Origin of the sequence: Apibacter sp. ESL0404, assembly GCF_019469245.1 — a bacterium.
Classification (GTDB): domain Bacteria; phylum Bacteroidota; class Bacteroidia; order Flavobacteriales; family Weeksellaceae; genus Apibacter.
Genome location: NZ_CP048267.1, coordinates 1,817,873 through 1,841,990, shown reverse-complemented (window position 1 = coordinate 1,841,990; position 24,118 = coordinate 1,817,873). Strand labels below are relative to the sequence as shown.

Sequence of the window (24,118 nt, the reverse complement as noted above, 5' to 3'; positions counted from 1 at the left end):
TATATGTTAGACGGATTAGTAGACTATGGATATATAGGATTATTTATTGCATCTTATCTTGCAGCAACCATTTTACCCTTTAGCTCCGAAGCAGTTCTTACAGGAATACTCATTATGGGCGGGAATCCATGGATAAGTATTCTAATAGCTACCATTGGAAACTGGTTAGGAGGAATGACCAGTTACTACCTGGGAAGGCTGGGAAAAATAGAATGGATTGAAAAATATTTAAAAATAAATAAAACAAAAATTGATAAAGCCACTCAAAGATTAAATAAAAAAGGAGCATATATTTCCTTTTTTTCTTTTTTACCCATTATTGGAGATATCATACCTGTAGCCTTAGGATATATGAGATCCAATGTCTATATCGTATCCCTGTCTATGTTAGCCGGTAAACTATTTCGTTACCTTTTAATTATGTATGCTTACAAAGGTTTTGCGAATTTCATTAAATAGAAAAATCCCTTTTAGAATCTTTCCACTCCTGAAAATTATTGAGCTTATTTATATAGGAATAAATTTGCTGTGATAAAAGATTAATTTCCCGAAGCTGGTAAGAAATTAATGATTGATCATCTGCTAAAACATTTAATTCTTCCTCTTTTTCTTGACATTCCGTATCACAATCAAAGGAAGAACCTTTGATATTTAGTAAACATTTATTTAAAGTATTTTCAATAGATGAGATCAACTGTTTATCTATATCAGATGCTTTATTGTTTTCATTAATATAGGATCTAAGGGATGATATTCTTGTAGAAAGTAGGTTTATAAAAGTTTGAATATTATATATATCGGATTTGTAATTTTTTGAAATTTTAGGTTCTGATACAATTCTTTGAAAAGTACTTGATAAATTGGAAGTTCCCAACAAAACATCCTTTCTGGACAGTTTTATATCGGTATCAGAAAGCTTATCATCATTCAATAAATTATAAGTTATTTTTGTAAAATAATCTAAATTATATTTCAATAACTTTTCAATCAATACAGGAAGATTTTTATATTCCCAAGTAGGAAGAAAAGAAAAACTTAAAATAAAACTGATTACAACGGCAATCGTTGTACCTCCCAAACGATGATAAATATTTGTCCAACCATCACTTCCGCTGTGTTCCAGAAAAATCAGTAGTATAACAAATATGGTAACAAAAGCAACCCCCGTTCTATAACTGATAGGTATAAAACTATAAGCGCCCACAATACAAATAAAAGTTACTATAGAAATCACATAAATGTTATGTGTAACAAGAATGAGACCCAACGTTAATACTCCTCCAATTAGAGTACCTTGCAACCTTTGAATAGAAGAGTTTTTCGTATTTCCATAAAAAGGTTTTAAAATTAAAATGATGGTTAAATATACCCAAGCAAAATACTCAATTTTAAGTAAAGTACAAATTATATAAGAAACCGATATGGCGACACTTACTCGTAAAGCATGTTTAAAAATGTTGGATTTAAGATTTAAATTAGCTTTAAATGTAGAAAAGCTATAATTATATTGTCTGGTGAACTTTTCCAAATCCAAATCCTCATATTGTTTTCTCTCCGATCTAAACTCTCCGTTGATAAGTGATTTAATAAAACCGGTTTGTTTATAAAATGATTTAAAAATAAAACGAACATGTTTTAAAGCATTGATATCAATAACGGATTTCTCATTATTTTTTTCCTTTTCTTCAATCGAAAGTATTTTTTCTTTAAAACGATCCAGTGGAGCGGTATCAATAGTTACAGTGACCTTTTTATGGAAATTTATAGACCAACTTAATTCATAGAGGATTTTTTCCATATTGGCTAAATGATATTCAAAATCCCTTTTTAGACCACTTTTAACCAGAGATTGAATCAACTTGTCATCTTGACAATTTAATGATAAAAGTTGTTCATACAGATCGATTAATGCGCTGAAAATTAAAGTCATTTTTCTACCTTTTGCAGAAAAACTTTTAGCATTAATCCGCAGTTTAAAAAGATTTTCTCGGATATCCTCATGAGTACTGTGTATTTTTGTTTGTTTTTCAAAAAGCTTATTTAAAATCTCTGTTTGTTTTTGACTATTAGCAGGATTTTTAATTTTTAACAAAAAGTACTCATGTATTAGCTCTGTATACTCATTTAAAAGTTTAATATTTTCACTAATTTTTTGTTCAATCACCCTATACGGTTGAATTCTCCATAAAACCAAAGAAATAAATCCATACCATACAATACCCATCATCATTCCCAACGTATTAGTTATGATATGGTTAGCTTCAAAACTACATGCATAGACAACACATAATAAAGAAGAGGTGCTTACACTAACCGCACGGGAGCCGTAAATAAAAAACATGGAAAAGAAAAAGCCGCACAAAGTAATCCAAATACCGAAAATAATTTCATGCGATATCAACAACTGACACACAAAAACCACTAAAAAGTAAAATAAAGCGGCAATAGATTGAGTATAAAATTTAACACGAATAGATCCGGGATTATCTCCCAGTCCGGCTACAAGAGCTCCGGAAGAAGCAACTATACCAATATCGGGTCTCTTAAAAAAACATCCGGCGAGTAGGGGGATTACAATAGCAAGAGCAATACGTAAGCCACGACTAAAATAAAAACCAAAAATAAAAAAGGTACTTTCGGAGACTATATGTTTAATTTTTTGCTGCATGAAAATCTGTAAGCAGTGATTAGTAAATTAGAATTTCCGGTTAGTTTTTATCCTTCCAGACCAAAAATCATATTTGATAAGATAATAGCTAAAACAATACAGGTAATAACAATATACATTCGATCTTTTTCAATAGCAAAAGCCACTATTGAAAAAGCAACCCGTAGAATAGGAGTGGCGATCAAAACGGCAACTCCCAGCTGTATAATTGCTAACCCGTCCAATTTTAAAACAGCGGGTAATAAAGTAGATAATTCCCTCAAATAATTTGGGGCCCCTACAAATGTTTTAAAATTGAGTTGTTGATCCGGATGTTGAGATATATAAATTACTCCGCCGGTAATAGTAATAATAGAAGAAAGAATAACTCCGTAACGAAGCAACTTACCAATATAAAGCTCTACATCACGTTCTTCCCAAAATTTTCTCGAAAATAAATTACTCATAACACACTCAGCTTAAAGTTTAGGAAAATTGATATGTGGAAACCATTTAATCAATGAAGGTTCCAATCCTCTATAGATCATTTGAATTGCAAGAATAGCAATAACCAAACTGAAAATTTTACGTAACAGCTGAACGTTTATAGCCATCAATATTTTTGAACCTAGAAAAGCTCCAAACAAAACCCCTACCACTATAGGCATGGCAAGAAAGGGATCAATTTGACCTCTTTGAAAGTAAATAACTGCACTGGCGGCTGCAGTAACCCCTACCATAAAATTTGAAGTAGTAGTCGATACTTTAAAAGGTATTTTCATAGCCGTGTCCATAGCTAATACTTTAAGCGCTCCCGATCCAATACCTAAGATACCGGAAAGCACACCGGCTATAGTCATTAGAGAAAAACCCGCACCAATATTTCGAACATTATATTTTTTAATTCCGTCAGGAGTAGGATACGTTCCGTTTAATTTCAATGTAGTAGCTAATTTACTCCCCGGAGCAGTATAATCTATAGATGCATTTTTCTTTCTTAAAGTCATGACAGATGAAAAGATAAGAGTGAAACCTAAAATTATATAAATTGCGGAAGTAGGTAGAAAAACAGCAAGTAAGGCACCTAAAACTGCTCCCAGGGTGGTAGCAATTTCAAGAAACATTCCAATACGCACATTAGTCATTCCTTCTTTAATGTAAGCAGCTGCGGCCCCCGAAGAAGTAGCTATCGAAGTAACCAATGCGGTTCCAACAGCATATTTAATATCAACACCAAAACCCAGAGTTAATAGAGGAATTATGACTACTCCGCCGCCAAGTCCGGTAAGAGAACCCAGAGTACCCGCTGCAATTGCTCCAAAAAATAGAATAATTGTAAAAGTTATTATAGTCAAAATGAATTAAAATTAAGAAATTAAGTAACAAATTTAAAGATTCCTACTTTAATCTGTTACTATTAATTTAAATTTAATTCTATAGTCCAATAATTGTAAAATTAGGGTAAAAAAACAACCCTTTACATAGAGTTTTATTATACTGATGAACAAAGGGTTAATTGCAAAATGTAATTACTTTCATTTATAATAGGTAATTATCCTTTAAAAGGAAATCATACCATACCTATCCGTTTAATTGAGAAAACATGTTCTCCCATTCATGGGTAATTCGGGTAAGCTTTTCCTTTAATTCAGAATACTCCTTAATATCTTCCTCTTTTGGGTTTTCTTTACTAAATAAATCTTCAAAAGCAGAAATTTTTTGTTCTGTTTTTTCAATGTCATTTTCAAGTTTAGACAATTTATTTTCTAACGATTTTTGTTCTTTCGATTTAAATTGCTTTTCCTGAGAAGCTTTAGTAGGTGTATTTTCTGAAGTCACTTTACGGGTAGTTGATTTTTCGATATCAACTTCTCTCATATTTTCTTTTTTACGATACTCTAAATATTCATTGATATTACCTAAAAATTCTTTTACTTCTCCATTTCTGAATTCAAAAATCTTGTCGGCTAAGTCATCTAAGAATTCACGATCATGAGATACTAAAATCAGCGTCCCCGTAAAATTCTTTAAGGCGTGTTTTAATATCGCTTTAGATTGTATATCCAAGTGATTTGTAGGCTCGTCCATTATCAACGTATTGAAAGGTCGAAGAAGTAATTTACATAAAGCCAATCGATTTCTTTCCCCTCCGGAAAGTACAGACACTTTTTTATGAACATCATCTCCTTGAAAAAGAAATGAACCTAACAAGTCTCGAACTTTAGGACGAGATTCTTCTGTAGCCGAATCTTCAGCTTCTTCTAAGATAGTTTTAGAAGCATTTAGCTCTTCGGATTGGTTTTGAGCAAAATATCCAATTTGAACGTTGTGGCCTATTTCAAGTTTACCCTGATAAGATAATAAGCCATCCATAATTCTAGCCATAGTAGTTTTCCCCTGACCGTTTTGACCGATGAAAGCTATTTTCTCTCCACGTTCGATGTAAAAATTGGCATTTTCAAAAATAGTATGAGTATCGAAAGATTTACCTAAATTTTCTGCTTTAAAAATTATTTTTCCGGGAGTAATACTCGGTTCGAAACGAATATTAAAACGAGTTATGTCTTCATCTTCCACCTCAATGCGTTCTACCTTATCTAATTTCTTCATAAGAGATTGAGCAAAAGAAGCTTTACTAGCTTTTGCACGAAACTTATTGATTAATTGTTCCGTACGCTTAATCTCTTGTTCTTGATTTTTTTGTTGCTGAAGAAGTTTTTCCTTTCTTTCTTGCCTTAAAATAAGGTATTTGGTATAATTTGCTTTATAATCTTGTATGGATTTATTGGAAATTTCAATGGTTCGATTGGTAACATTGGTTAAAAATTGTTTATCGTGTGATACCAGCACCACCGCTCCACTATAAGTAATTAAAAAACTTTCCAACCAAATGATGGATTCAATATCTAAATGGTTGGTAGGCTCGTCAAGAAGCAGCACATCATTTTCTTCCAATAAGAGTTTAGCTAACTCAATTCTCATTCTCCATCCTCCTGAAAAATCATCAGTAAGCCTATTAAAATCGGATTCTTTAAAACCTAATCCTTTTAAAATTTTTTCAATTTCTCCATCAATATTGTAGCCGCCTAAATGAGAAAATCGATCGGTTAGATCGGTTAAATCATGAATAAGCTTGTGATATTCCTCAGATTCGTAGTCGGTCCTTGTAGCAAGAGCATGATTGATTGTATCAATTTTTTCATTGATTATATTTAATTCTTTGAAAGCCAGTTTTGCCTCATCCCATACGGTTCTTCCTTTCTCAAAATCTAAATCTTGTTTTAAGAATCCAATGCGAACTTCTCCTTCTTTTTCAACATTTCCTTCAGTTGAAGGTTGCTCACCGGACAAAATTTTTAATAAAGTTGATTTACCTGCACCATTTTTACCCGCTAATCCAATACGATCATTTTTATTAATTCTAAAATTTACATTTTCAAATAGATAAGATCCTGCAAAATGTAAACCTAGATTCTGGACTAATATCATTTTCTTGTTAAATTTTGAACATGCAAAGATACGATTTTAAACTTAATTCCTTCATTTTTGTCTTTGTTATAAGAAAAATATGTAAATTAGTTTTTTAATATAATTTTATGAAAAAAATAGTATCAATAGTAGTACTAACATTATGCTTTACTGTATTTTTAACTAGTTGCAGTGACGATGATGACAAAGGAAGTGTTGTAGTTAACACGGATACAATTTCAAGAGTATTTGAAATTGAAAGTTCTTTTAGATTTGACAGTCAATTGGGTTGGGTGATCAACGGAGAGCTTAGACCGGCCATTATAAACGGAGATCATTTATTAATATATAGGCTTTCTGCTGAAAATGCTTCCGGTAAAGATGTATGGCAACTTATACCTCGAACTTTTTATGTTGATTTGAATAATGATGGGATTACTGAAAGCGAATTTTCTTATGATTATGATTTTAGTATTGAAGATTTTAATATTTATGCCGGTGGAAGTTATGATTTGACTTTAACTCCTGGATTAATTAATAAACAAGTTTTTAGAATTGTTATTATCCCGGGAAGCTCTTCCGGTAATGCATTTAGTAGTAAAATGCCTATTGATTACAAAGATTATAACGCTGTAATTAAATACTATCATATTAATGATGACCAAGTAATTAAATTACAACCGAAACTGAAATAAAAGTATTTCTATAAAAAAGAGGCTTTAAAATAAGCCTCTTTTTTTATAGAATTTTATTAACCAATTATTTTTCAAAACGTTTCATAACTCTTTCACTAACTCCAACATTGGAGAAACCTCCATCATGGAAAAGATTTTGAAGAGTTACTTTTCTGGTTAGGTCGGAAAATAACGTAATACAATAATTTGCACATTCCTCAGCGGTAGCATTACCTAGCGGAGAAATTTCTTCAGCAAATTCAATAAATCCACCAAAACCTTTTACACCGTTTCCGGCAGTAGTAGGAGTAGGCGATTGAGAAATTGTATTAACTCTAACTTTGTTACGGATTCCCCATTCGTAACCGAAACTTCTTGCAATACTTTCCAAATAAGCTTTATTATCAGCCATATCATTATAGCCGGGAAAAGTTCTTTGAGCGGCAATATAAGAAAGAGCTAAAATACTACCCCATTCATTCATAGCGTCTTTATCCCAAGCAGTTTTCATAACTTTATGGAAAGAAACAGCAGAAATATCCCAGCCTTTAGTTAACCATTCGTAATTTATATCAGTATAATCTTTATTTTTTCTGACATTAATAGACATTCCTATAGAATGTAAAATAAAATCAAGCTTTCCGAATTTTTCAAGAGCATGATCGAAAAGTTTATTCAAATCTTCCATTGAAGTGGCATCAGCAGGAACCGTATCAGAGCCGGTTTTTTCAGCCAATGCGTTAAGTTCCCCTTTTCTAAGAGCGACTGGGGAATTAGTAAGGATAAATTCAGCTCCTTCTGCATGAGCTTGTTCTGCAACTTTCCATGCAATGGAGTTAGAATCTAACGCCCCGAAAATAATTCCCTTTTTCCCCTTTAATAATCCGTGAGACATAGTATTTATTTAAAAATGTTAACAGAACAAATTTATGTAAATATTTTTATATGTAACCGAAAAGTTTAGTATCTAACCCGATTAATAAATCAATTCATAAAAACTAAAGAAATTATACGATGTATTTTGCATAATCCCTTATAAATGAAAATTGAGCATGATTTGTGTATTTTGGTATAATTTAATCTAAAATGCATCGATTTTTATAAAAATATAGATAAAAAATACTTAGTATACTAAATAGTATCCATTAGTATTTAACATATCAACCATTGTTTATAAATTTGAATAAATATTCTAAATATGAGTAATACTAAAGACAGAATTGAATTTTTAAGGAAGGAACTAACGGATTTAAATTACAAATACTATGTATTAGATCAATCTGATGTTTCGGATTATGAGTTTGATCAGATGATGAATGAGCTGAAGCAATTAGAAAAAGAAAATCCGGAATTAGACAGTCCCGGTTCACCTACCCATAGAGTAGGAGGACAAATAACTAAGATTTTTCCTACCGTAAGACATGAAAGACGGATGTATTCACTCGATAATAGTTACTCATTTGACGATATCAAAGATTGGGCAACAAGAGTAGCCAAATCTATAGATGAAAAAGTAGAATATGTATGTGAATTAAAATACGACGGATTATCCATCAGTATATTATATGAAAACGGACAGCTAGTTCAAGCAGTTACCCGAGGTGATGGTTTTCAAGGGGATGATGTTACCCATAATGTGAGAACTATACGATCTATTCCGCTTCATCTTAGAGGTAAATATCCGCAACGTTTTTATATAAGAGGAGAGATTATCATGCCCAAAAAATCTTTGGATAAACTCAATGAAGAAAGAAAAAAAGAAGGATTAGAACCCTATGCCAATCCAAGAAATACGGCTAGTGGAAGTTTAAAGCTTCAGGATAGCGAGGCGGTGGCAAAAAGGGGCCTCGATTGCTATTTGTATTATGTACTTACTGATGAAAGAGGATATAGTACCCAATGGGACTCTTTGCAACATGCTAAAGACATGGGATTTAAAGTAGGAAATTATGCCCGATTGTGTACCAACCTAGAAGAGGTAACGAATTTTATTGAACATTGGAATACGGAAAGATATCATCTTCCCTTTGAGATTGACGGAGTCGTAATAAAAGTAAATTCCATTTCAGAACAAGAAGAACTAGGTTATACGGCTAAATCTCCTCGATGGGCCATTGCTTATAAATTCAAGGCCGAAAAAGTAGAAACACAATTATTAAGTGTTGACTATCAAGTAGGAAGAACGGGAGCAATAACTCCGGTAGCCAATTTGAAGCCGGTGTTAGTTGCAGGAACCACAGTAAAAAGAGCCTCTCTTCACAATCAAGATTTTATCGCCAATATGGATTTACGAATCAATGATCTGGTTTTTGTAGAAAAAGGAGGGGAAATTATCCCCAAGATTGTGGATGTGAATTACGATAAAAGAGAACCGGGCACGATTAAGCTGGAATTTATTAAGAATTGTCCGGCTTGTGGTACACCTTTAGTTCGGGAACCGGGAGAAGCTGCTCATTTTTGTCCCAATGAAAAAGCTTGTCCGCCACAAGTGATGGGAAGAATGGAACATTTTGTTTCCAGAAGGGCCATGAACATAGACAGCGTAGGAGCAGAGACGGTTTCAATGCTTTATGAAAATGGGTTGATCAAAGATATCTCGGATTTCTATACCTTAAAAAAAGAACAATTAATCGGACTGGATAGAATGGCTGATAAATCGGCTCAAAATATAATTGACGGTATCGAAAATTCAAAACAAATCCCTTTTGAGAAGGTTTTATATGCGTTGGGAATTCGTCATATAGGAGAAACCATGGCTAAGAAACTGGCTAAAAGATTTAAATCAATTGAGGGGTTACAAAATGCAACGTTAGAAGAACTGGAAAATACGGCTGATGTAGGAAATAAAATAGCCATAAGCATACAAGAATATTTTGCCAAACCCGAACATTTGGCACTCATTGACAGATTAAAAAAAGCAGGTTTACATTTCGAAACAGAAGATTCTCAGGAAGAAATCTCCCATATTTTAGAAGGAAAAACTTTTTTATTTACAGGGAAATTAACCGCTTTCACAAGAGAACATGCCGAAGAATTGGTAGAAAAAAATGGAGGAAGAAATATTTCATCCGTGAGTAAAAATTTAGATTATTTGGTAGTAGGAGAAAAAGCCGGATCGAAACTTAAAAAGGCTGAACAATTGGGGACAGTACATATATTAGATGAATATCAATTTCTAGACTTATTTGAAAAAGAAGGCATAAACCCGAAAGAAAATGAGTCAACTCGTTAGAACAAATGGATAAAATTAGAGTATGAACTGCAATTTTTGATTGCAGTTCCTATATTTAATGGTTTCGATCAAATAATACTTTTTCAATATCTTCCAATTGAAAACCCTTTGCTTTCAAAAGGATAAGGTAATGGTATAGCAGATCTGCTGCTTCATTCTTAAACAAAACATCATCCGTATCCTTTGCCTCAATAACAACTTCAACAGCCTCTTCACCTACCTTTTGTGCTACTTTGTTAATTCCTTTTTGATAAAGTTGATAGGTATACGACCCGTTTACTTTTTCGTCAATTCGTTGACTGATTATATTTTGTAATTTATATACAAATCCTTTTACATTTTGTTCCTCAAAACAAGAATAACTTCCCGTATGACAAGTAGGTCCTTCAGGAGAAACTTTAATTAAAAGAGTATCGTGATCACAATCTATATCAATTTTTTTTACCCATAAATAATTATGAGAGGTTTCTCCTTTCGTCCATAAACGATTTTTGGAGCGGCTGAAAAAAGTCACTTTTCCTTCCCTTTTTGTTTTTTCAAAGGCTTCTTCATTCATATAACCCAGCATGAGTACTTGCAGGGTAAGTTCATCCTGAATAATTACAGGAATCAATCCGTTACTTTTATCAAAATCTAATTTCATCGTATAGGAATATTTTTAGTTTTTAAAAATCTTTTTAATTCGGGAATGGGAATCTCATTAAAATGAAATACACTGGCAGCCAGAGCCGCCGATGCTTTAGTGTTTAAAAATACATCCGAAAAATGCTCTTTAGTACCGGCTCCTCCTGAAGCAATAACGGGAATATTTATGCTAGATGCAACATCATGCGTAATATCAAGAGAAAATCCGTTTTTCGTACCGTCACTATTCATGGAAGTAAGTAAAATTTCACCAGCTCCCAATTGTTCCGCCTTTTTTACCCAATCTAATGTTAAAATCGTAGTCGGGGTTCTTCCCCCGTGAGTATACACTTTCCAACCTGTATTTTCTTTTTTGGTATCCACAGCAACTACCACGCATTGACTTCCGAAACGGGAAGCAATTTCTGAAATCAATTCCGGTCTTTTTACAGCTGAAGAATTTATGCTTACTTTATCTGCACCGGCTTGAGTTAAAGAAAATACATCTTCCACGGAATTTATTCCTCCTCCTACCGTAAATGGAATGTTAATTTCATTAGCAATTTTTTCTACTAAGTGAAGCAAGGTGGAACGGTTTTCAATAGTTGCGGTTATATCCAGGAAAACTAATTCATCTGCCCCTTGCTGTACATAAGCTTTAGCCAATTCTACCGGATCTCCGGCATCGGTGAGGCTCACAAAATTTACTCCTTTAACAGTTCTGCCGTTTTTTATATCCAAACAAGGAATTATACGTTTTTTTAGCACTTCTTTTTATATTTTTTTTAAAAAATTAAAATTTGCATGGAAAGTGTAAAGCGATTGTTTAGTAACCATACAAAGTTTCTATAAAATTACTTTACCCGTTTTATAAAAATTGCTTAAGTTCCTTCAATTTGATTTTTCCTTCATAAATAGCCTTTCCGATAATAGCGCCTTCACAACCTAGTTCCTTTAGTTTAAGCAAATCTTCCAGCGAAGACACCCCCCCACTGGCTATTAAATGTATGGAAGCCGATTGAAGGATTTCTTCATACAATTGATTTGATGGGCCTTCTAAAGTTCCGTCTTTAGAAATATCTGTGCAAATTACATAGCGAATGCCTTTTTTCTCATATTCTTTAATAAAATCAACTACATCTAAAGAAGAAGATTCTGTCCAACCTTGGGTGGCTATCATTCGATGATTACAATCTGCCCCTAAAATAATTTTATCATTTCCAAAAGTTGAAAGCCAAGAAAGAAATAATTCAGGATTTTTTACGGCTATACTTCCGCCCGTAATTTGTGAAGCTCCATTTTCAAATGCAATTTTCAAATCATCATCGCTTTTTAAGCCCCCTCCAAAATCAATTTTTAAATTTGTTTGGGAAGCTATTTTATAGAGTATTTTATAATTGATGATTCGGTTGGATTTTGCGCCGTCTAAATCAACCACATGCAAATATTGAATTCCGATATCCTCATATTCTTTAGCGGCATCCAAAGGATCTTCCCGATAAATTTTTTCCGTAGAATAATCTCCTTTAGTTAAACGTACACATTTTCCTTTAATAATATCTATGGCGGGTATAATTCTCATTTTTTTATTTCAGCTATATTATTTTTTATTAAAGTTACGAGGGTTTTCTCGTAACATACCGTTGATTGAATGATAACTTTTTATCTGAACAGGAAATTACAGTTCAATAAAACTTTTTAATATTTGATCTCCCACATCTGCCGATTTTTCGGGATGAAATTGAGTAGCAAAAAAATTGTCTTTTTGTAAAGCAGCACTAAACGGTAAAATATAAGTACAGGTAGCAGAAGTATCTGCACATAAATCCGCATAGTAACTATGCAAAAAATATACATCATCATGGTCAGTATTTTTTTTAAAAATTTCTCCCTTTAAATCATAGATTGTATTCCAACCCATATGAGGCACAATATCGGTAGAAGGAAATTTTCGAACGTTAACATCGAAGATATTTAGACAATGGGTGTTGCCTTCTTCCGAATGAGAACACATTAACTGCTGCCCTAAACAAATCCCTAAAAAAGGACGTGTAATCGATTTTATTAAAACATCCATACCTCTTTCTTGTAAATATGACATAGCACTTCCGGCTTCGCCTACTCCCGGAAAAATAACTTTATCGGCATGTATTATCGTGTTGGGATCATCGGTAACAACAGATTCAACCCCCAAGCGTGTTAGTGCGTTTTGTACTGATTTAATATTACCTGCATTGTATTTTATAATTGCTATCATTTTTCACAAGCCTTTTTTATAATTTTTGAAAGTATGAATTTTTCTTAAATGTTTGAATTACTTTATTATCTAAAACTTAAGAAATAAACGGTAAAAAGTAAAAAATAAGTTTTAGTACTATAAACTGCCTTTTGTGCTTGGAATGGCAAAATTATCATCGGTTTGTTTAACAGCCATTTTGATAGCTTTTGCAAAGGCCTTAAAAATAGCTTCTATTTTATGATGTTCATTATTTCCTTCCGCTTTTATATTTAAGTTAGATTTCGAATTATCGCTAAAAGATTTAAAAAAATGATAAAACATTTCGGTTGGCATTTCTCCGATCTTTTCTCTTTTAAATTCTGCCTCCCAAACGATCCACGGACGCCCCCCGAAATCGATGCCTACTTGAGCCAAACAATCATCCATCGGCAACAGAAATCCATATCTTTCAATTCCTTTTTTACTTCCAAGCGCTTGTAAAATAGCTTCACCTAAAACAATTCCCGTATCTTCTATTGTGTGATGTTCATCTACATTCAAATCTCCGTCTACTTTAATATATAAATCCATTGAACCATGTTTAGCTATTTGTTCCAACATATGATCAAAAAAGCCTAAGCCTGTGGATATGGAGCTTTTTCCCGAACCGTCTAAATTTATTTCCACGGAAATTTTGGTTTCTTTAGTATTACGAATCACTTTAGCTTTTCGGGGTTGCTTTTTTAAATAGTGATAAATTTCGTCCCAGCTTTGCGTTTGTAATTCTGCACCGGAATTTTCTTCCGTTCCCATATATATAGAACGACAGCCTAAATTTTTTGCTAATTGTACATCGGTTAATCGATCGCCAATTACATACGAATGGGAGAGATCATACTTTTCTTTTATATAATGAGTTAACATTCCCGTTCCGGGTTTTCGTGTAGGGAGATTTTCATGTTCAAAACTTCTGTCTATCAGAATTTCAGAAAACGTTATTCCTTCATTTTCAAAAGCTTTGATGATTTTATTTTGTGAAGGCCAAAAAGTTTCTTCAGGAAAGGATTCGGTACCCAATCCATCTTGATTGGTTACCATAACCAATTCGTAATCCATTTCACGGGATATTTTGGAAAGGCTTTGGAAAACCAGGGGATAAAATTCCAATTTTTCCAAGCTGTCCAATTGGTAATCTATCGGAGGCTCTTTAACTAAAGTGCCGTCACGGTCTATAAATAATACTTTTTTCATAAGGTATCGTTTAGCCTAGATAATGAATTAATTAATTTTAAATTTTCTTCCGGAGATCCAACCGTAATACGAAGACTGTTGTTAATTTTGGAAGATTGATCTCGTACAATAATACCTTCTTGCATTAATTGTTTGAAAACTTGATTGGAATTGGAGAATTCAACGAGCAAGAAGTTCGTATCGGAAGGGTAAATTTTCGTTACTAGCGATAGCTTTTCCAAAGCAGAACGCAATTTTTCTTTTTCTTCAAGAATAATTTTTTTTCTTTTTTCAAATTCACTGCTTTGATTCAGCGCTTCCAAAGCTTCCTTTTGATTCAATTCGCTGATGTTATATGGATGCTTTACTTTGTTAAGTAAATGTATAATTTCAGGTTGAGCATAGGCCATACCAATACGTACTCCCGCAATACCCCAAGCCTTACTGAGCGTTTGGAACAGTACAAGATGTGGGTACTGATCCATTTTTTCCAGATAGGAAGGTTGGTCGGTAAATTCTATATATGCTTCATCGATTGCAACAATTCCGTTAAAGTTTTTTAGTATAAAATCAATATCTTTTGGATTAATCGCATTGCCGGTCGGATTGTTGGGAGTACAAATAACAATTACTTTTAAATTATCATCGTTGAAATATTTTTGAGCTTCTTCGATATTGATTTGAAAATCGGATGTTAGAGGAATATCAACAATCGTAACATCGTTCAACTCTGCTGCTACCTGGTACATTCCGAAAGTTGGACTAAAAAACATGACTTTGTCTTTACCGGGATTGCAAAATACCCGATAAATATGATCTATTATTTCATCACTTCCGTTCCCAATAAAAATTTTTTCCGTTGCAATGTTTTTAATTTCACTTAATTTTTGTTTTAGATCCTTTTGGTAAGGATCCGGATAACGGTTATTGTTTCCAAAAGGGTTTTCGTTGGCGTCTAAAAAAATACCTTCTATTCCTCCGGATTCATCTCTTGCGGAAGAATACGGATGCATGGCAAGCACATTAGGACGGGCCAGTTGATTTATATTTTTCATGGTTATTATTTTTATTGAATTAAAAGCGTTAATTCTACCCTATTTATTTTTAAATAAAATATATAAATTAGTTTAATTGGTTCGTAAACGTATGCTTACCGCATTTTTATGAGCTTGCAGCTCTTCAGCTTCAGCCATTAATTCTATAGTATTTCCGATCTTTTGCAATCCCTCTTTGGTTAGTTCTTGAAAAGAGATTTTTTTGTAAAAACTATCCAGAGAAACCCCGCTGTAATTTCGTGCATAGCCATTAGTAGGCAATGTGTGGTTCGTTCCGCTTGCATAATCTCCGGCACTTTCACAGCTGTAATTGCCTAAAAATACTGATCCCGCATTTTCAATAGAGTGTGTATAGTTTTTGGCTTGATCAATAGCTAAGATCAGATGTTCCGGAGCATAAAGATTACTCAATTGAAAACATTCTTCTAAGGAATTCAATAAAACACCTAGACTATTTCGTAAAGCTTTTTTAGCAATTTCTTTTCGAGGAAGACTTTCAAGTTGAGTATTGATCTCGGCTAGGGTCTGATTTAAAATTTCTGAATCCGTGGTTAGGAAAACAACTTGACTGTCAGGGCCATGCTCAGCTTGTGAGAGCAAATCGGAAGCAACATACGCAGGATTAGCGGACGAATCGGCCACTACTAATACCTCACTGGGCCCTGCAGGTAAATCTATGCTGACTTTAAACTCTTGGGCGTATTGTTTAGCCGCGGTTACATATTGGTTTCCCGGACCGAAAATTTTATAGACAGGTGAAATGGATTCTGTACCTACAGTCATCGCTGCGATGGCTTGAACACCTCCTACCTTGTATATATTTTTGATGCCTATTGTTTTTGCTGCATATAAAATAGCAGGATGTATTTTGCCTTCTTTATTGGGAGGGGTGCATAATACAATTTCTTTACATTCTGCAATGATAGCGGGTACTCCCAACATTAAAACGGTCGAAAAAAGCGGTGCAGACCCTCCGGGAATATATAATCCAACTTTTTCTATAGCTCTGGATTCCCTCCAACATTCGATACCGGGTTGTATTTCAATAATTTTCTTCTTTTCTTTTTGAGAAAAATGAAATTTTTCAATGTTGGATTTAGCTTGTAAGATGGCTTGTTTCAATTCATCGGAAACTAATGATTCCGCCTCAAGAAGTTCTTGTTCGGAAACAGTAAAGCTAGTTAAAGACACTTGGTCAAATTGAAGAGTATATTTTTTTAAGGCTGCGTCACCTTCATTTTTTACATCGGTAAATACATTTTTTACGGTTTCATATAACGAAACTTTTTCATTTTCAGGTCTTTTAACTAATTGGTGCCAATCATTTACAGGAGGATATTTTATAATGTTCATTTTTGAGCTCTATTAATAGATAAAATGGTTGATTGTTAAGTAAACTGAATGGGTTATTCCTTTTATTATAAAAATTTAAAGAATCATTTTTTGAATAGGAATGACTAAAATTCCTTGCGCTCCAAATTCTTTTAATTGTTCTATGATGTCCCAAAACTTATCTTCTTTAATTACAGAATGTACGCTGCTCCATCCTTCTTTTGCCAGGGGTAAAATAGTAGGACTTTTTACTCCGGGTAATAAAGAAATAATATCTTTCAGGTTTTCATTAGGAGCATTCAACAAAATGTATTTATTTTCTCGTGAATATAGTACCGATTGAATTCTGAACAATAATTTATCTAGAATTTCTTGTTTGTCTTGAGAGAGTTTTTTTGATTTTATAAGGGCTGCTTCACTTTTAGTAACGGTTTCCACTTCTTTTAGTCCGTTCATTAGAAGTGTACTTCCGGTGCTGACAATATCGAAAATGCAATTAGCCAAACCTATTCCCGGTGCTATTTCAACGCTTCCGCCGATTTCTTCAATTTCAACCTTTACATTGTTTTTTTTGCAAAATTTCTTTAAAATTTTAGGATAACTAGTAGCAATTTTTTTATTGTTAAAATAAGCAATTCCGGTATATGTTTCTTCTTTAGGTATAGCCAAACACATTCGGCAATTACCGAAACCTAATTTCTTTATGATTTCTACATTTCGGTCTTTTTCCCAAACTTCGTTTTCACCTAAAATCCCAATATCGGCTACATTTTGTTCTACATATTGTGGGATATCATCATCTCTAAGAAATAAGATTTCAATAGGAAAATTGGTTGATACAGTTTTCAGTTTTTGATTACCATTTGGAATTTTTATTCCGCATTCACTCAATAATTCCAGTGATTTTTGACTTAGCCGTCCGTTTTTTTGGATAGCAATTTTCAGTTTACTCATTAGCCATAGTTTTTAAATTTCTTTACTACTGAAGTGATCCTAAAAAAAAACCGCCCGAAAACTCAGGCGGCTATTATTTATTTTGACATTTTGCATAACAAAATTACTTACCTCACCTGATTGTAAGTGTGTAAATAATGATGATGATGTATATGTGTTTGAATCATTTTTGTTTATATTGATTGGTACAAATTTATAAAAAATATAATAAAGCACTAATAATAAATTACAATTATATTATCCTATATAAATGAAGGGGTTACTATATAAATTAATAACATAATCTTATATGTCTAGTAAATTTGTTTGATGACATCAATATCTAACTCATCATATTTGCCATCAATGAATTTTATAAAATCTTTAAATAGCTTGGTATTATTATGAATATTAATAGCCTCTTGGGATTTCCATACTTCAATTATAGAAAGTTTTAAAGGATCTTTTATGCTTTCGTGTAAATCATAAGATATATTACCTTCTTCTTTGCGGGAGCCATCTGCTAAGGAATACACTATTTTTTTAACATCATCAAGATAGTCAGGTTTTACTTGTATGGTTGCAATTATTTTTAATTCTGACATGGTATAAATAATTTAATACATCAAAAGTAATTAATATAATTAAAACCCGATATATGTTGTTTAAATAATTTTTAATAGTATGTAATGAATATGTTTTGATTAATGTAGTATTTTATATAACATTTCCATTAAAATATCTTTAGAAGTTGCATGAGATGAAACATCCACTCCCTTGGATTTCATGTCTGCATCTCGCAAATAAGCAATACATGCAGTAGTTTTTTTTAAAGAATAATTTTTAATGGCGGTTAAATACTCATTAGCAAAGAAAGGGTTAATACGAAGTTCCTTAGCTATATTTTGAGGAGTTTTTATCGGTAAAGTGTGTACGATAAGAATATTGGAAAATAAACTTATTAATGTTCCAAAAGTCAAAACAATAGGATTTGCTTTTGGGTTTTTTTCAAAATAGTCTATTATTTTATAAGCCTGTTTCGTATTTTTCTCAACGATGGCCTTTCTTAATTCGAAATTGTTGTATTCTTTGCTGATTCCAATATTTCTTTCAATGATTTCAGGAGTTATCTTTTTGGAGTTACCTACAATTAATTTAAGTTTTTGAATTTCGTTATCAATACGAGAGAGTTCAGTACCTAAAAATTCGGCAAGTAAGATCCTGGATTTTTCGTCAATTTCCAAACCGTTAGAGTGACATAATGAACCGATCCAAGTGGGTACTTGGTTGTCATATAGCTTTTCGCTTGTAAAAATATATCCTTGTTTACTGAGTAATTTAGTTACCGACTTTCTTTTATCTAAAGATTTGTATTTATAATTGATGACCAATACAGTTGAAGGCTGAGGATTTTTTATATAATTATCAAAGGCTTCGGATTTGTCAAAAGGCAACCCCTTTGCTTCTTTAATTATTAAAAGCTGTTTATCGGCTCCCATTGGAAATTGCTTTGCCAAAGATATAATTTGATCCAAATCAGATTCTGTTCCGTAAATAATATTTTGGTTAAAAGCCTTTTCTTCTTCCCTTAGGACATTTTCTTCCAGTAATTCGGTAAGTTTATCGATGTAAAAAGGCTCATCACCCTGTAAAAAATATACAGGCAGAAACTTTTTATTTTTAATATCTTTGACTAAATTATTATATTCTTTCATAATTAGAATAATGGAGCTTCCGGTTTTAAATTTTCCCAAAAAATATAATTTTCAAATAAAGGAGGAAAAATCTCTTTGGTATATTCTTGACGAAGTTAGAAAAAAATGGTTAATTCTAACACCTGAAGAATGGGTAAGGCAACATATTATTTTTTATTTTAAAACCGAAAAAAAGATTCCTCAATCAGCGTTTATAATCGAAAAAAAAATAAACCTCAATCAACAAACTAAACGTTTGGATATCTTACTGTATAAAAAATCAGAACCCAGATTATTGGTTGAATGCAAAGCTCCTGAAATACCTATTACTCAAACTACCTTTGAACAGGCCGCTCGATATAATACGCAAATTAAATCCAAATATATTTTATTAACCAATGGATTTAAACACTTGTATTTCAGTTACGACCCTGTTAATAATCAGTATAAAATTGTTGACGATTTTGATTGGTCCTAATAATTTTAACAACTTTAAAACAAAAAAAATAATTAAATTAAAAAATTAGGAGCTTATTTATTTCTTTTCTTAGTTTCGGGTAGAAAAGATGCTACCAATCCCAATAAAGGCAAAAAGGAGCAAAGATAGTATACGTATTGAATACCTGTCTTATCGGCAATTTTACCTAGAATAGCAGAAGCTATTCCGGCTATTCCAAAAGCCAAACCAAAAAAAAGTCCACTTATAAGTCCCACCTTTCCGGGTACTAATTCTTGAGCATAGATGAGAATGGCCGAAAAGGCTGACGACAAAATCAATCCTATGAAAATACTTAAAATGCATGTCCAAGTAAGATTTGCATAAGGCATTAAGAGAGCAAAAGGAGCAGTTCCGAGAATGGAAATCCAAATTACATATTTTCGACCTATTCGATCACCTACAGGGCCGCCAATAATTGTACCTGCTGCAATAGCAAATAAAAAAGCGAAAAGATAGATTTGAGCTTCATCAATACTAACACCAAATTTATTAATAAGATAAAAAGTATAATAACTGGTAAGACTTGCCATATAAACATATTTTGAAAAAACCAGTAGTAATAAAATACCTATAGCTAAAACTACCTTAGGTCGAGGCAATGAAGTATTATTTATGGAATTTTGATCTCCGATATTTTTTTCGGATTCTTTTTTGGTTTTTAAAACAACTAAATTTTTTTTGTACCATTTGCTGATTACAAGCATTATTCCAATACCCAATAAAGCGATGATGGCTAGCCCTCCCACATTTTTTTGTCCATAAGGAGTTATAATCCATAACGCAATTAAAGGACCTATGGAACTTCCGAAATTTCCGCCCACTTGAAAGATGGATTGAGCCAGACCGTGCTTACCTCCCGAAGCCAGATAGGCAAGACGAGAAGCTTCCGGATGAAATATGGACGATCCTAATCCTGTAAAAAAAACAGCTAATAGCACATGAGTGAAATTAGTGGCAAGGGCCAGGGATATAACGCCCATCATGCTGAAAGTCATTCCAACGGGTAAAGAATAGGGTTGAGGATGCTTGTCGGTATAAATTCCGATTATGGGTTGGAATAAGGAGGAGGACATTTGATAAACAAGGGTTATCAAACCTATTTGAGTAAACGTTAGAGCCAATGAATTTTTTAAAAGCGGATATATGGCAGGTATAACCGATTGCAATGTGTCATTAAACATATGAGATAGTGCTAATAACGACAACAAGGTGAATGCAGTACCGGTTGGTTGAGATGATTTTTCCATAGTTACAGGTATGGTGAAAAAAATAACAGCAAATATATTACTAATTGTACGAATTGGAATAAATTTGGATTATAAAAAGTTGATAAACTAACTTTTACGATGATTATAAGTATCGAACTATGGTAATTCACTTAATGGGACAAAAATGAAAATGAAAACAATTAATTCAGAAAAATACATAAGTTCGATATGGAAAATAAATCAGGTTCATGGAAAAAAACAATGACAATCCTATTCTTAATTATCTGCGTTTTAGGGGTTGCAATATTTTATGTGTATTATTATGTACCTTATGGAGACAGCAGTGTAAAGTCAGGGCAATTAAATTATATCATGCATAAAGGGATTATTTTTAAAACTTATGAAGGAAAATTAATTCAAACCGGATTCAAATCAAGAACCACCGGAGGTATGCAATCTAATGAATTTGAATTTTCTGTGGATAATGAAGAGTTAGCGCATCAATTAATGAAGCTTACCGGAAAGGATGTTATCTTGCACTATAAGGAATATTTCGGAGCATTACCTTGGAGAGGATATACTAAATATATTGTTGACAGTATAATTTCTTCACAAAACCATGCGGAAACCATACCTTAAAAGTTGTGTTTAAATCTGTTTTTTTTAAATAATCACATTATTTTTCGGATAAATCCTTAAAACGATTTAAGATTTTTTTAATTTAAATCCGGTATTTTTGCAGACCTAAAAGAAATAATAAAATAATGCGATTTTATTCCTTACGTGTACAAAAAGTGATACCGCTTACTGCAGGAAGTGTTCGATTAGACTTGTCAATTCCTGAAGAATTAAAATCTATATTCCTTTGGAAAGCGGGACAATTTATTCGTTTTCAATTTGTGATCAATGGAGAAATCTTTGAAAGGGAATATTCGATATGTACTGCACCGTTTGAAGGATATCTGTCTTTTGCTATAAAAAAGGCTAAAAATGCATTTGTATCTGAATTTGTGCAAAACCATGTGAAGGAAGGATATCCTGTATCGATTTCTGCTCCCATGGGAACTTTTGGAATTCCCTCGCGACCCAATGAAAAAAGAACTTTGGCAGCGTTTGCCTCCGGTAGTGGTATAGCCCCGATTGTAAGCATTATCAAAGATACCTTATATCATGAGCCTAACGTTCAATTCTATCTTTTTTATGGTAATACGAATGAAAATGAAGCAATTTTTAAAGATGAATTGACTGAATTACAAAAACAAAATCCTACTAATTTTTTCCCTTATTTTTTTTATACTCGCCAAGAAATGCAAGATAAATTTTTTGAGGGAAAATTGGATGCTCACAAAATTAAATTAATCATAAATCAAATTATGGATTGGGATGAATTGGACGAAGCACTAATTTGCGGTCCAAAAGATATGATCGTTACCCTGGCTAATGCTATTTATGAGCAAGGTATCCCAAAAAAAAATATACATTACGAATTGTATGAGCCGGTTGAAAAAGTTTTTTTTGATGATAAAGTCAAACGTTCTACAGTAAAAGAAGTAAAAGTTACCTATACATTTCGGAAAATCACAAAAACGATGAATTGGATAAATAACGGTTCTTCCTTACTTACTGCTTTGCTGGATAGTGGAGTAGAAGCTCCTTATTCCTGTAAAGGAGGAGTTTGTGGAGCATGTATTTGTACTAAAACTGAAGGGGAAGTATATTTAGATGAAAACTTAGTTTTAACAGAAAATGATCTAAAAAAAGGTAAAATACTAACCTGTATGGCTCATCCTAAAACAAAAACATTGACCATTAATTTAGATGAAGCATAAAAATTTTTTAAAACATTCTTGTGTGTACTCTATTAATTTTCATCTTTCTTTAATGATAAGAATAGAAGCAAAATACCGTATGATAAAGTAAAAATAAGTATATTTACCACAAGTCAACAGTAAAAAATTAAAGATTAAAAATATACTACCATTAAAAAATGAAAGAACTAGTTATTGTTTCTGCTGCGAGAACACCCATAGGAAGTTTTTTAGGCAGTCTATCAAGCCTTTCAGCGGTGCAATTAGGGTCAGCAGCCATTGAAGGTGCACTGAATAAAATTAAATTGGAAAAAACTTTGATCAATGAGGTTTTTATGGGTAATGTTTTACAGGCCAATGTAGGACAGGCACCGGCTAAACAAGCTTCCTTAGGAGCCGGAATACCGAATAACGTCCCTTGTACTACCATAAACAAAGTATGTGCTTCAGGAATGAAAGCGGTAATTATTGGCGCACAATCCATTCAAGCAGGAGATAATGAAATAGTAGTGGCAGGAGGAATGGAATCCATGTCGCAAGTACCTTATTATCTAACAAAAGGAAGAATTGGAAACAAGTTGGGAGATCAAAAGTTAATTGATGGTTTACTAAAAGACGGGTTGATAAATGTATACGATCGCAATCATATGGGTATATGTGCAGATGCTTGTGCAGAAGAGTATAACATTTCCAGAGAGGAGCAAGATACTTTCGCCATACAATCGTATACACGTTCGGAATTAGCATGGAAATCCGGTAAATTCAAAGATGAAGTTGTGCCTGTGACTGTTCCTCAGAGAAAAAAAGATCCGATAGTCATTTCAGAAGATGAAGAATTTAAAAATGTAAATTTCGATAAGCTAAAACAACTATCCCCTGTTTTTCAGAAAGAAGGAACTGTAACTGCAGCCAATGCATCCACTTTAAATGATGGAGCATCAGCACTAATACTAATGACAGCTGAGAAAGCTAAAGAATTAGGATTAAAACCGTTAGTAAAAATTATTTCCTATGCAGATGCTGCTTGTGAGCCTGAAAAATTCACTATAGCACCTTCCTTAGCTCTTCCCAAAGCCCTAAAAAAAGCAAATTTATCTTTAGATGATATTGATTTTTTTGAGTTCAATGAAGCATTTTCCGTAGTTGGATTAGCGAATGCCAAAATACTAAATATAGATAGTTCAAAAGTAAATGTAAATGGAGGCGCTGTTTCTTTAGGGCATCCTTTAGGCAATAGCGGTTCGAGAATTATAGTTACTTTAATCCATGTGTTAAAACAAAATAATGCAAAGTATGGAGCGGCAGCAATCTGTAATGGAGGAGGAGGAGCTAGTGCAATTATACTTGAAAATATATAAACTTTTATAAAATATAATAAAAAAGGCAGATTTAAAAAATCTGCCTTTTTTATTATCAATTCAGGTAATAAGTTTGAATAGTCTATAAAATATTTAATATAATTTAAATTTAAATTATATTAATATTATAAAAATATT

At 32.7% G+C, this 24,118-nt stretch carries 23 protein-coding genes; 7 read left to right on the top strand and 16 right to left on the bottom strand.

The window, feature by feature from the left end; translation table 11 throughout:
* Positions 1-3 precede the first annotated feature (3 nt).
* Positions 4-459, top strand: coding sequence for a YqaA family protein (locus GYM72_RS07845; RefSeq protein ID WP_220264013.1), 456 nt, complete (start codon positions 4-6; stop codon positions 457-459).
* Here the strand turns inward: GYM72_RS07845 and GYM72_RS07840 are convergent.
* The 4 genes from GYM72_RS07840 to GYM72_RS07825 all read right to left on the bottom strand — a co-directional run bounded on the left by GYM72_RS07840 (position 452) and on the right by GYM72_RS07825 (position 6,136).
* Positions 452-2,668: an FUSC family membrane protein gene (locus GYM72_RS07840; RefSeq protein WP_220264012.1), complete on the bottom strand. Its 2,217-nt coding sequence runs from the start codon at positions 2,666-2,668 to the stop codon at positions 452-454. The two genes, GYM72_RS07845 and GYM72_RS07840, sit on opposite strands and share 8 nt — an antisense overlap.
* 47 nt (positions 2,669-2,715) lie before the next feature.
* Positions 2,716-3,114, bottom strand: a complete 399-nt coding sequence (locus GYM72_RS07835) for a DUF1634 domain-containing protein (RefSeq protein ID WP_160541787.1) — start codon at positions 3,112-3,114, stop codon at positions 2,716-2,718.
* A 12-nt stretch (positions 3,115-3,126) separates the two neighbouring features.
* The gene (locus GYM72_RS07830; protein ID WP_160569020.1) at positions 3,127-4,002 is read right to left on the bottom strand and encodes a sulfite exporter TauE/SafE family protein; all 876 of its coding nucleotides are present in this window, start codon (positions 4,000-4,002) and stop codon (positions 3,127-3,129) included.
* A gap of 226 nt (positions 4,003-4,228) precedes the next feature.
* Complete coding sequence (locus GYM72_RS07825; protein ID WP_220264011.1) at positions 4,229-6,136, bottom strand: ATP-binding cassette domain-containing protein; 1,908 nt, start codon at positions 6,134-6,136, stop codon at positions 4,229-4,231.
* A 107-nt stretch (positions 6,137-6,243) separates the two neighbouring features.
* On the opposite strand from GYM72_RS07825, the gene GYM72_RS07820 reads away from it, so the two are divergent.
* Positions 6,244-6,810 carry a hypothetical protein gene (locus tag GYM72_RS07820; protein WP_160541790.1) on the top strand — a complete coding sequence of 189 codons (567 nt, stop codon included), beginning with the start codon at positions 6,244-6,246 and terminating at the stop codon, positions 6,808-6,810.
* A gap of 64 nt (positions 6,811-6,874) precedes the next feature.
* Here GYM72_RS07820 and GYM72_RS07815 read toward each other — a convergent pair whose 3' ends face one another.
* Positions 6,875-7,684: an enoyl-ACP reductase gene (locus tag GYM72_RS07815; protein WP_105296681.1), complete on the bottom strand. Its 810-nt coding sequence runs from the start codon at positions 7,682-7,684 to the stop codon at positions 6,875-6,877.
* Positions 7,685-7,987: 303 nt separating this feature from the next.
* Here GYM72_RS07815 and ligA point away from each other — a divergent pair, with 303 nt between their 5' ends.
* Positions 7,988-10,021 carry an NAD-dependent DNA ligase LigA gene (gene ligA, locus GYM72_RS07810; RefSeq protein WP_220264010.1) on the top strand — a complete coding sequence of 678 codons (2,034 nt, stop codon included), beginning with the start codon at positions 7,988-7,990 and terminating at the stop codon, positions 10,019-10,021.
* Positions 10,022-10,076: 55 nt separating this feature from the next.
* Here the strand turns inward: ligA and hisIE are convergent, their stop codons facing one another.
* The 10 genes from hisIE to holA all read right to left on the bottom strand — a co-directional run bounded on the left by hisIE (position 10,077) and on the right by holA (position 19,167).
* The gene (gene hisIE, locus GYM72_RS07805; protein ID WP_160541792.1) at positions 10,077-10,664 is read right to left on the bottom strand and encodes a bifunctional phosphoribosyl-AMP cyclohydrolase/phosphoribosyl-ATP diphosphatase HisIE; all 588 of its coding nucleotides are present in this window, start codon (positions 10,662-10,664) and stop codon (positions 10,077-10,079) included.
* Entirely contained in the window at positions 10,661-11,413 is a 753-nt protein-coding gene (gene hisF, locus GYM72_RS07800; RefSeq protein ID WP_220264009.1) for an imidazole glycerol phosphate synthase subunit HisF, read from the bottom strand. Before hisF ends, hisIE begins: the two co-directional genes overlap by 4 nt.
* 100 nt (positions 11,414-11,513) lie before the next feature.
* Positions 11,514-12,227, bottom strand: a complete 714-nt coding sequence (hisA, locus tag GYM72_RS07795; protein WP_220264008.1) for a 1-(5-phosphoribosyl)-5-[(5-phosphoribosylamino)methylideneamino]imidazole-4-carboxamide isomerase — start codon at positions 12,225-12,227, stop codon at positions 11,514-11,516.
* Positions 12,228-12,323: 96 nt separating this feature from the next.
* On the bottom strand, positions 12,324-12,902 hold the full coding sequence (gene hisH, locus GYM72_RS07790; RefSeq protein ID WP_160564518.1) for an imidazole glycerol phosphate synthase subunit HisH: 579 nt from the start codon (positions 12,900-12,902) through the stop codon (positions 12,324-12,326).
* Between the two features lie 117 nt (positions 12,903-13,019).
* Complete coding sequence (gene hisB, locus GYM72_RS07785; RefSeq protein WP_220264007.1) at positions 13,020-14,114, bottom strand: bifunctional histidinol-phosphatase/imidazoleglycerol-phosphate dehydratase HisB; 1,095 nt, start codon at positions 14,112-14,114, stop codon at positions 13,020-13,022.
* Positions 14,111-15,148 carry a histidinol-phosphate transaminase gene (hisC, locus tag GYM72_RS07780; protein WP_220264006.1) on the bottom strand — a complete coding sequence of 346 codons (1,038 nt, stop codon included), beginning with the start codon at positions 15,146-15,148 and terminating at the stop codon, positions 14,111-14,113. The genes hisB and hisC overlap by 4 nt, the downstream gene beginning before the upstream one ends.
* 72 nt (positions 15,149-15,220) lie before the next feature.
* Positions 15,221-16,501, bottom strand: coding sequence for a histidinol dehydrogenase (gene hisD, locus GYM72_RS07775; protein WP_220264005.1), 1,281 nt, complete (start codon positions 16,499-16,501; stop codon positions 15,221-15,223).
* 75 nt (positions 16,502-16,576) lie between these two features.
* The gene (gene hisG / locus GYM72_RS07770; protein WP_220264004.1) at positions 16,577-17,434 is read right to left on the bottom strand and encodes an ATP phosphoribosyltransferase; all 858 of its coding nucleotides are present in this window, start codon (positions 17,432-17,434) and stop codon (positions 16,577-16,579) included.
* A 293-nt stretch (positions 17,435-17,727) separates the two neighbouring features.
* On the bottom strand, positions 17,728-18,018 hold the full coding sequence (locus GYM72_RS07765) for a putative quinol monooxygenase (RefSeq protein WP_160541799.1): 291 nt from the start codon (positions 18,016-18,018) through the stop codon (positions 17,728-17,730).
* A 99-nt stretch (positions 18,019-18,117) separates the two neighbouring features.
* Positions 18,118-19,167, bottom strand: coding sequence for a DNA polymerase III subunit delta (gene holA / locus GYM72_RS07760; protein ID WP_255571478.1), 1,050 nt, complete (start codon positions 19,165-19,167; stop codon positions 18,118-18,120).
* Here holA and GYM72_RS07755 point away from each other — a divergent pair.
* Positions 19,139-19,585, top strand: a complete 447-nt coding sequence (locus tag GYM72_RS07755) for a type I restriction enzyme HsdR N-terminal domain-containing protein (RefSeq protein ID WP_220264003.1) — start codon at positions 19,139-19,141, stop codon at positions 19,583-19,585. The two genes, holA and GYM72_RS07755, sit on opposite strands and share 29 nt — an antisense overlap.
* A gap of 53 nt (positions 19,586-19,638) precedes the next feature.
* Here the strand turns inward: GYM72_RS07755 and GYM72_RS07750 are convergent, their stop codons facing one another.
* Positions 19,639-20,853 carry an MFS transporter gene (locus GYM72_RS07750; RefSeq protein ID WP_220264002.1) on the bottom strand — a complete coding sequence of 405 codons (1,215 nt, stop codon included), beginning with the start codon at positions 20,851-20,853 and terminating at the stop codon, positions 19,639-19,641.
* Positions 20,854-21,042: 189 nt separating this feature from the next.
* On the opposite strand from GYM72_RS07750, the gene GYM72_RS07745 reads away from it, so the two are divergent.
* The 3 genes from GYM72_RS07745 (at position 21,043) to GYM72_RS07735 (ending at position 23,980) form a co-directional block, all read left to right on the top strand.
* Positions 21,043-21,453, top strand: a complete 411-nt coding sequence (locus tag GYM72_RS07745; RefSeq protein WP_220264001.1) for a hypothetical protein — start codon at positions 21,043-21,045, stop codon at positions 21,451-21,453.
* A 125-nt stretch (positions 21,454-21,578) separates the two neighbouring features.
* Complete coding sequence (locus GYM72_RS07740) at positions 21,579-22,643, top strand: 2Fe-2S iron-sulfur cluster-binding protein (RefSeq protein WP_220264000.1); 1,065 nt, start codon at positions 21,579-21,581, stop codon at positions 22,641-22,643.
* A 158-nt stretch (positions 22,644-22,801) separates the two neighbouring features.
* On the top strand, positions 22,802-23,980 hold the full coding sequence (locus tag GYM72_RS07735; RefSeq protein WP_220263999.1) for an acetyl-CoA C-acyltransferase: 1,179 nt from the start codon (positions 22,802-22,804) through the stop codon (positions 23,978-23,980).
* Positions 23,981-24,118: the final 138 nt, after the last annotated feature.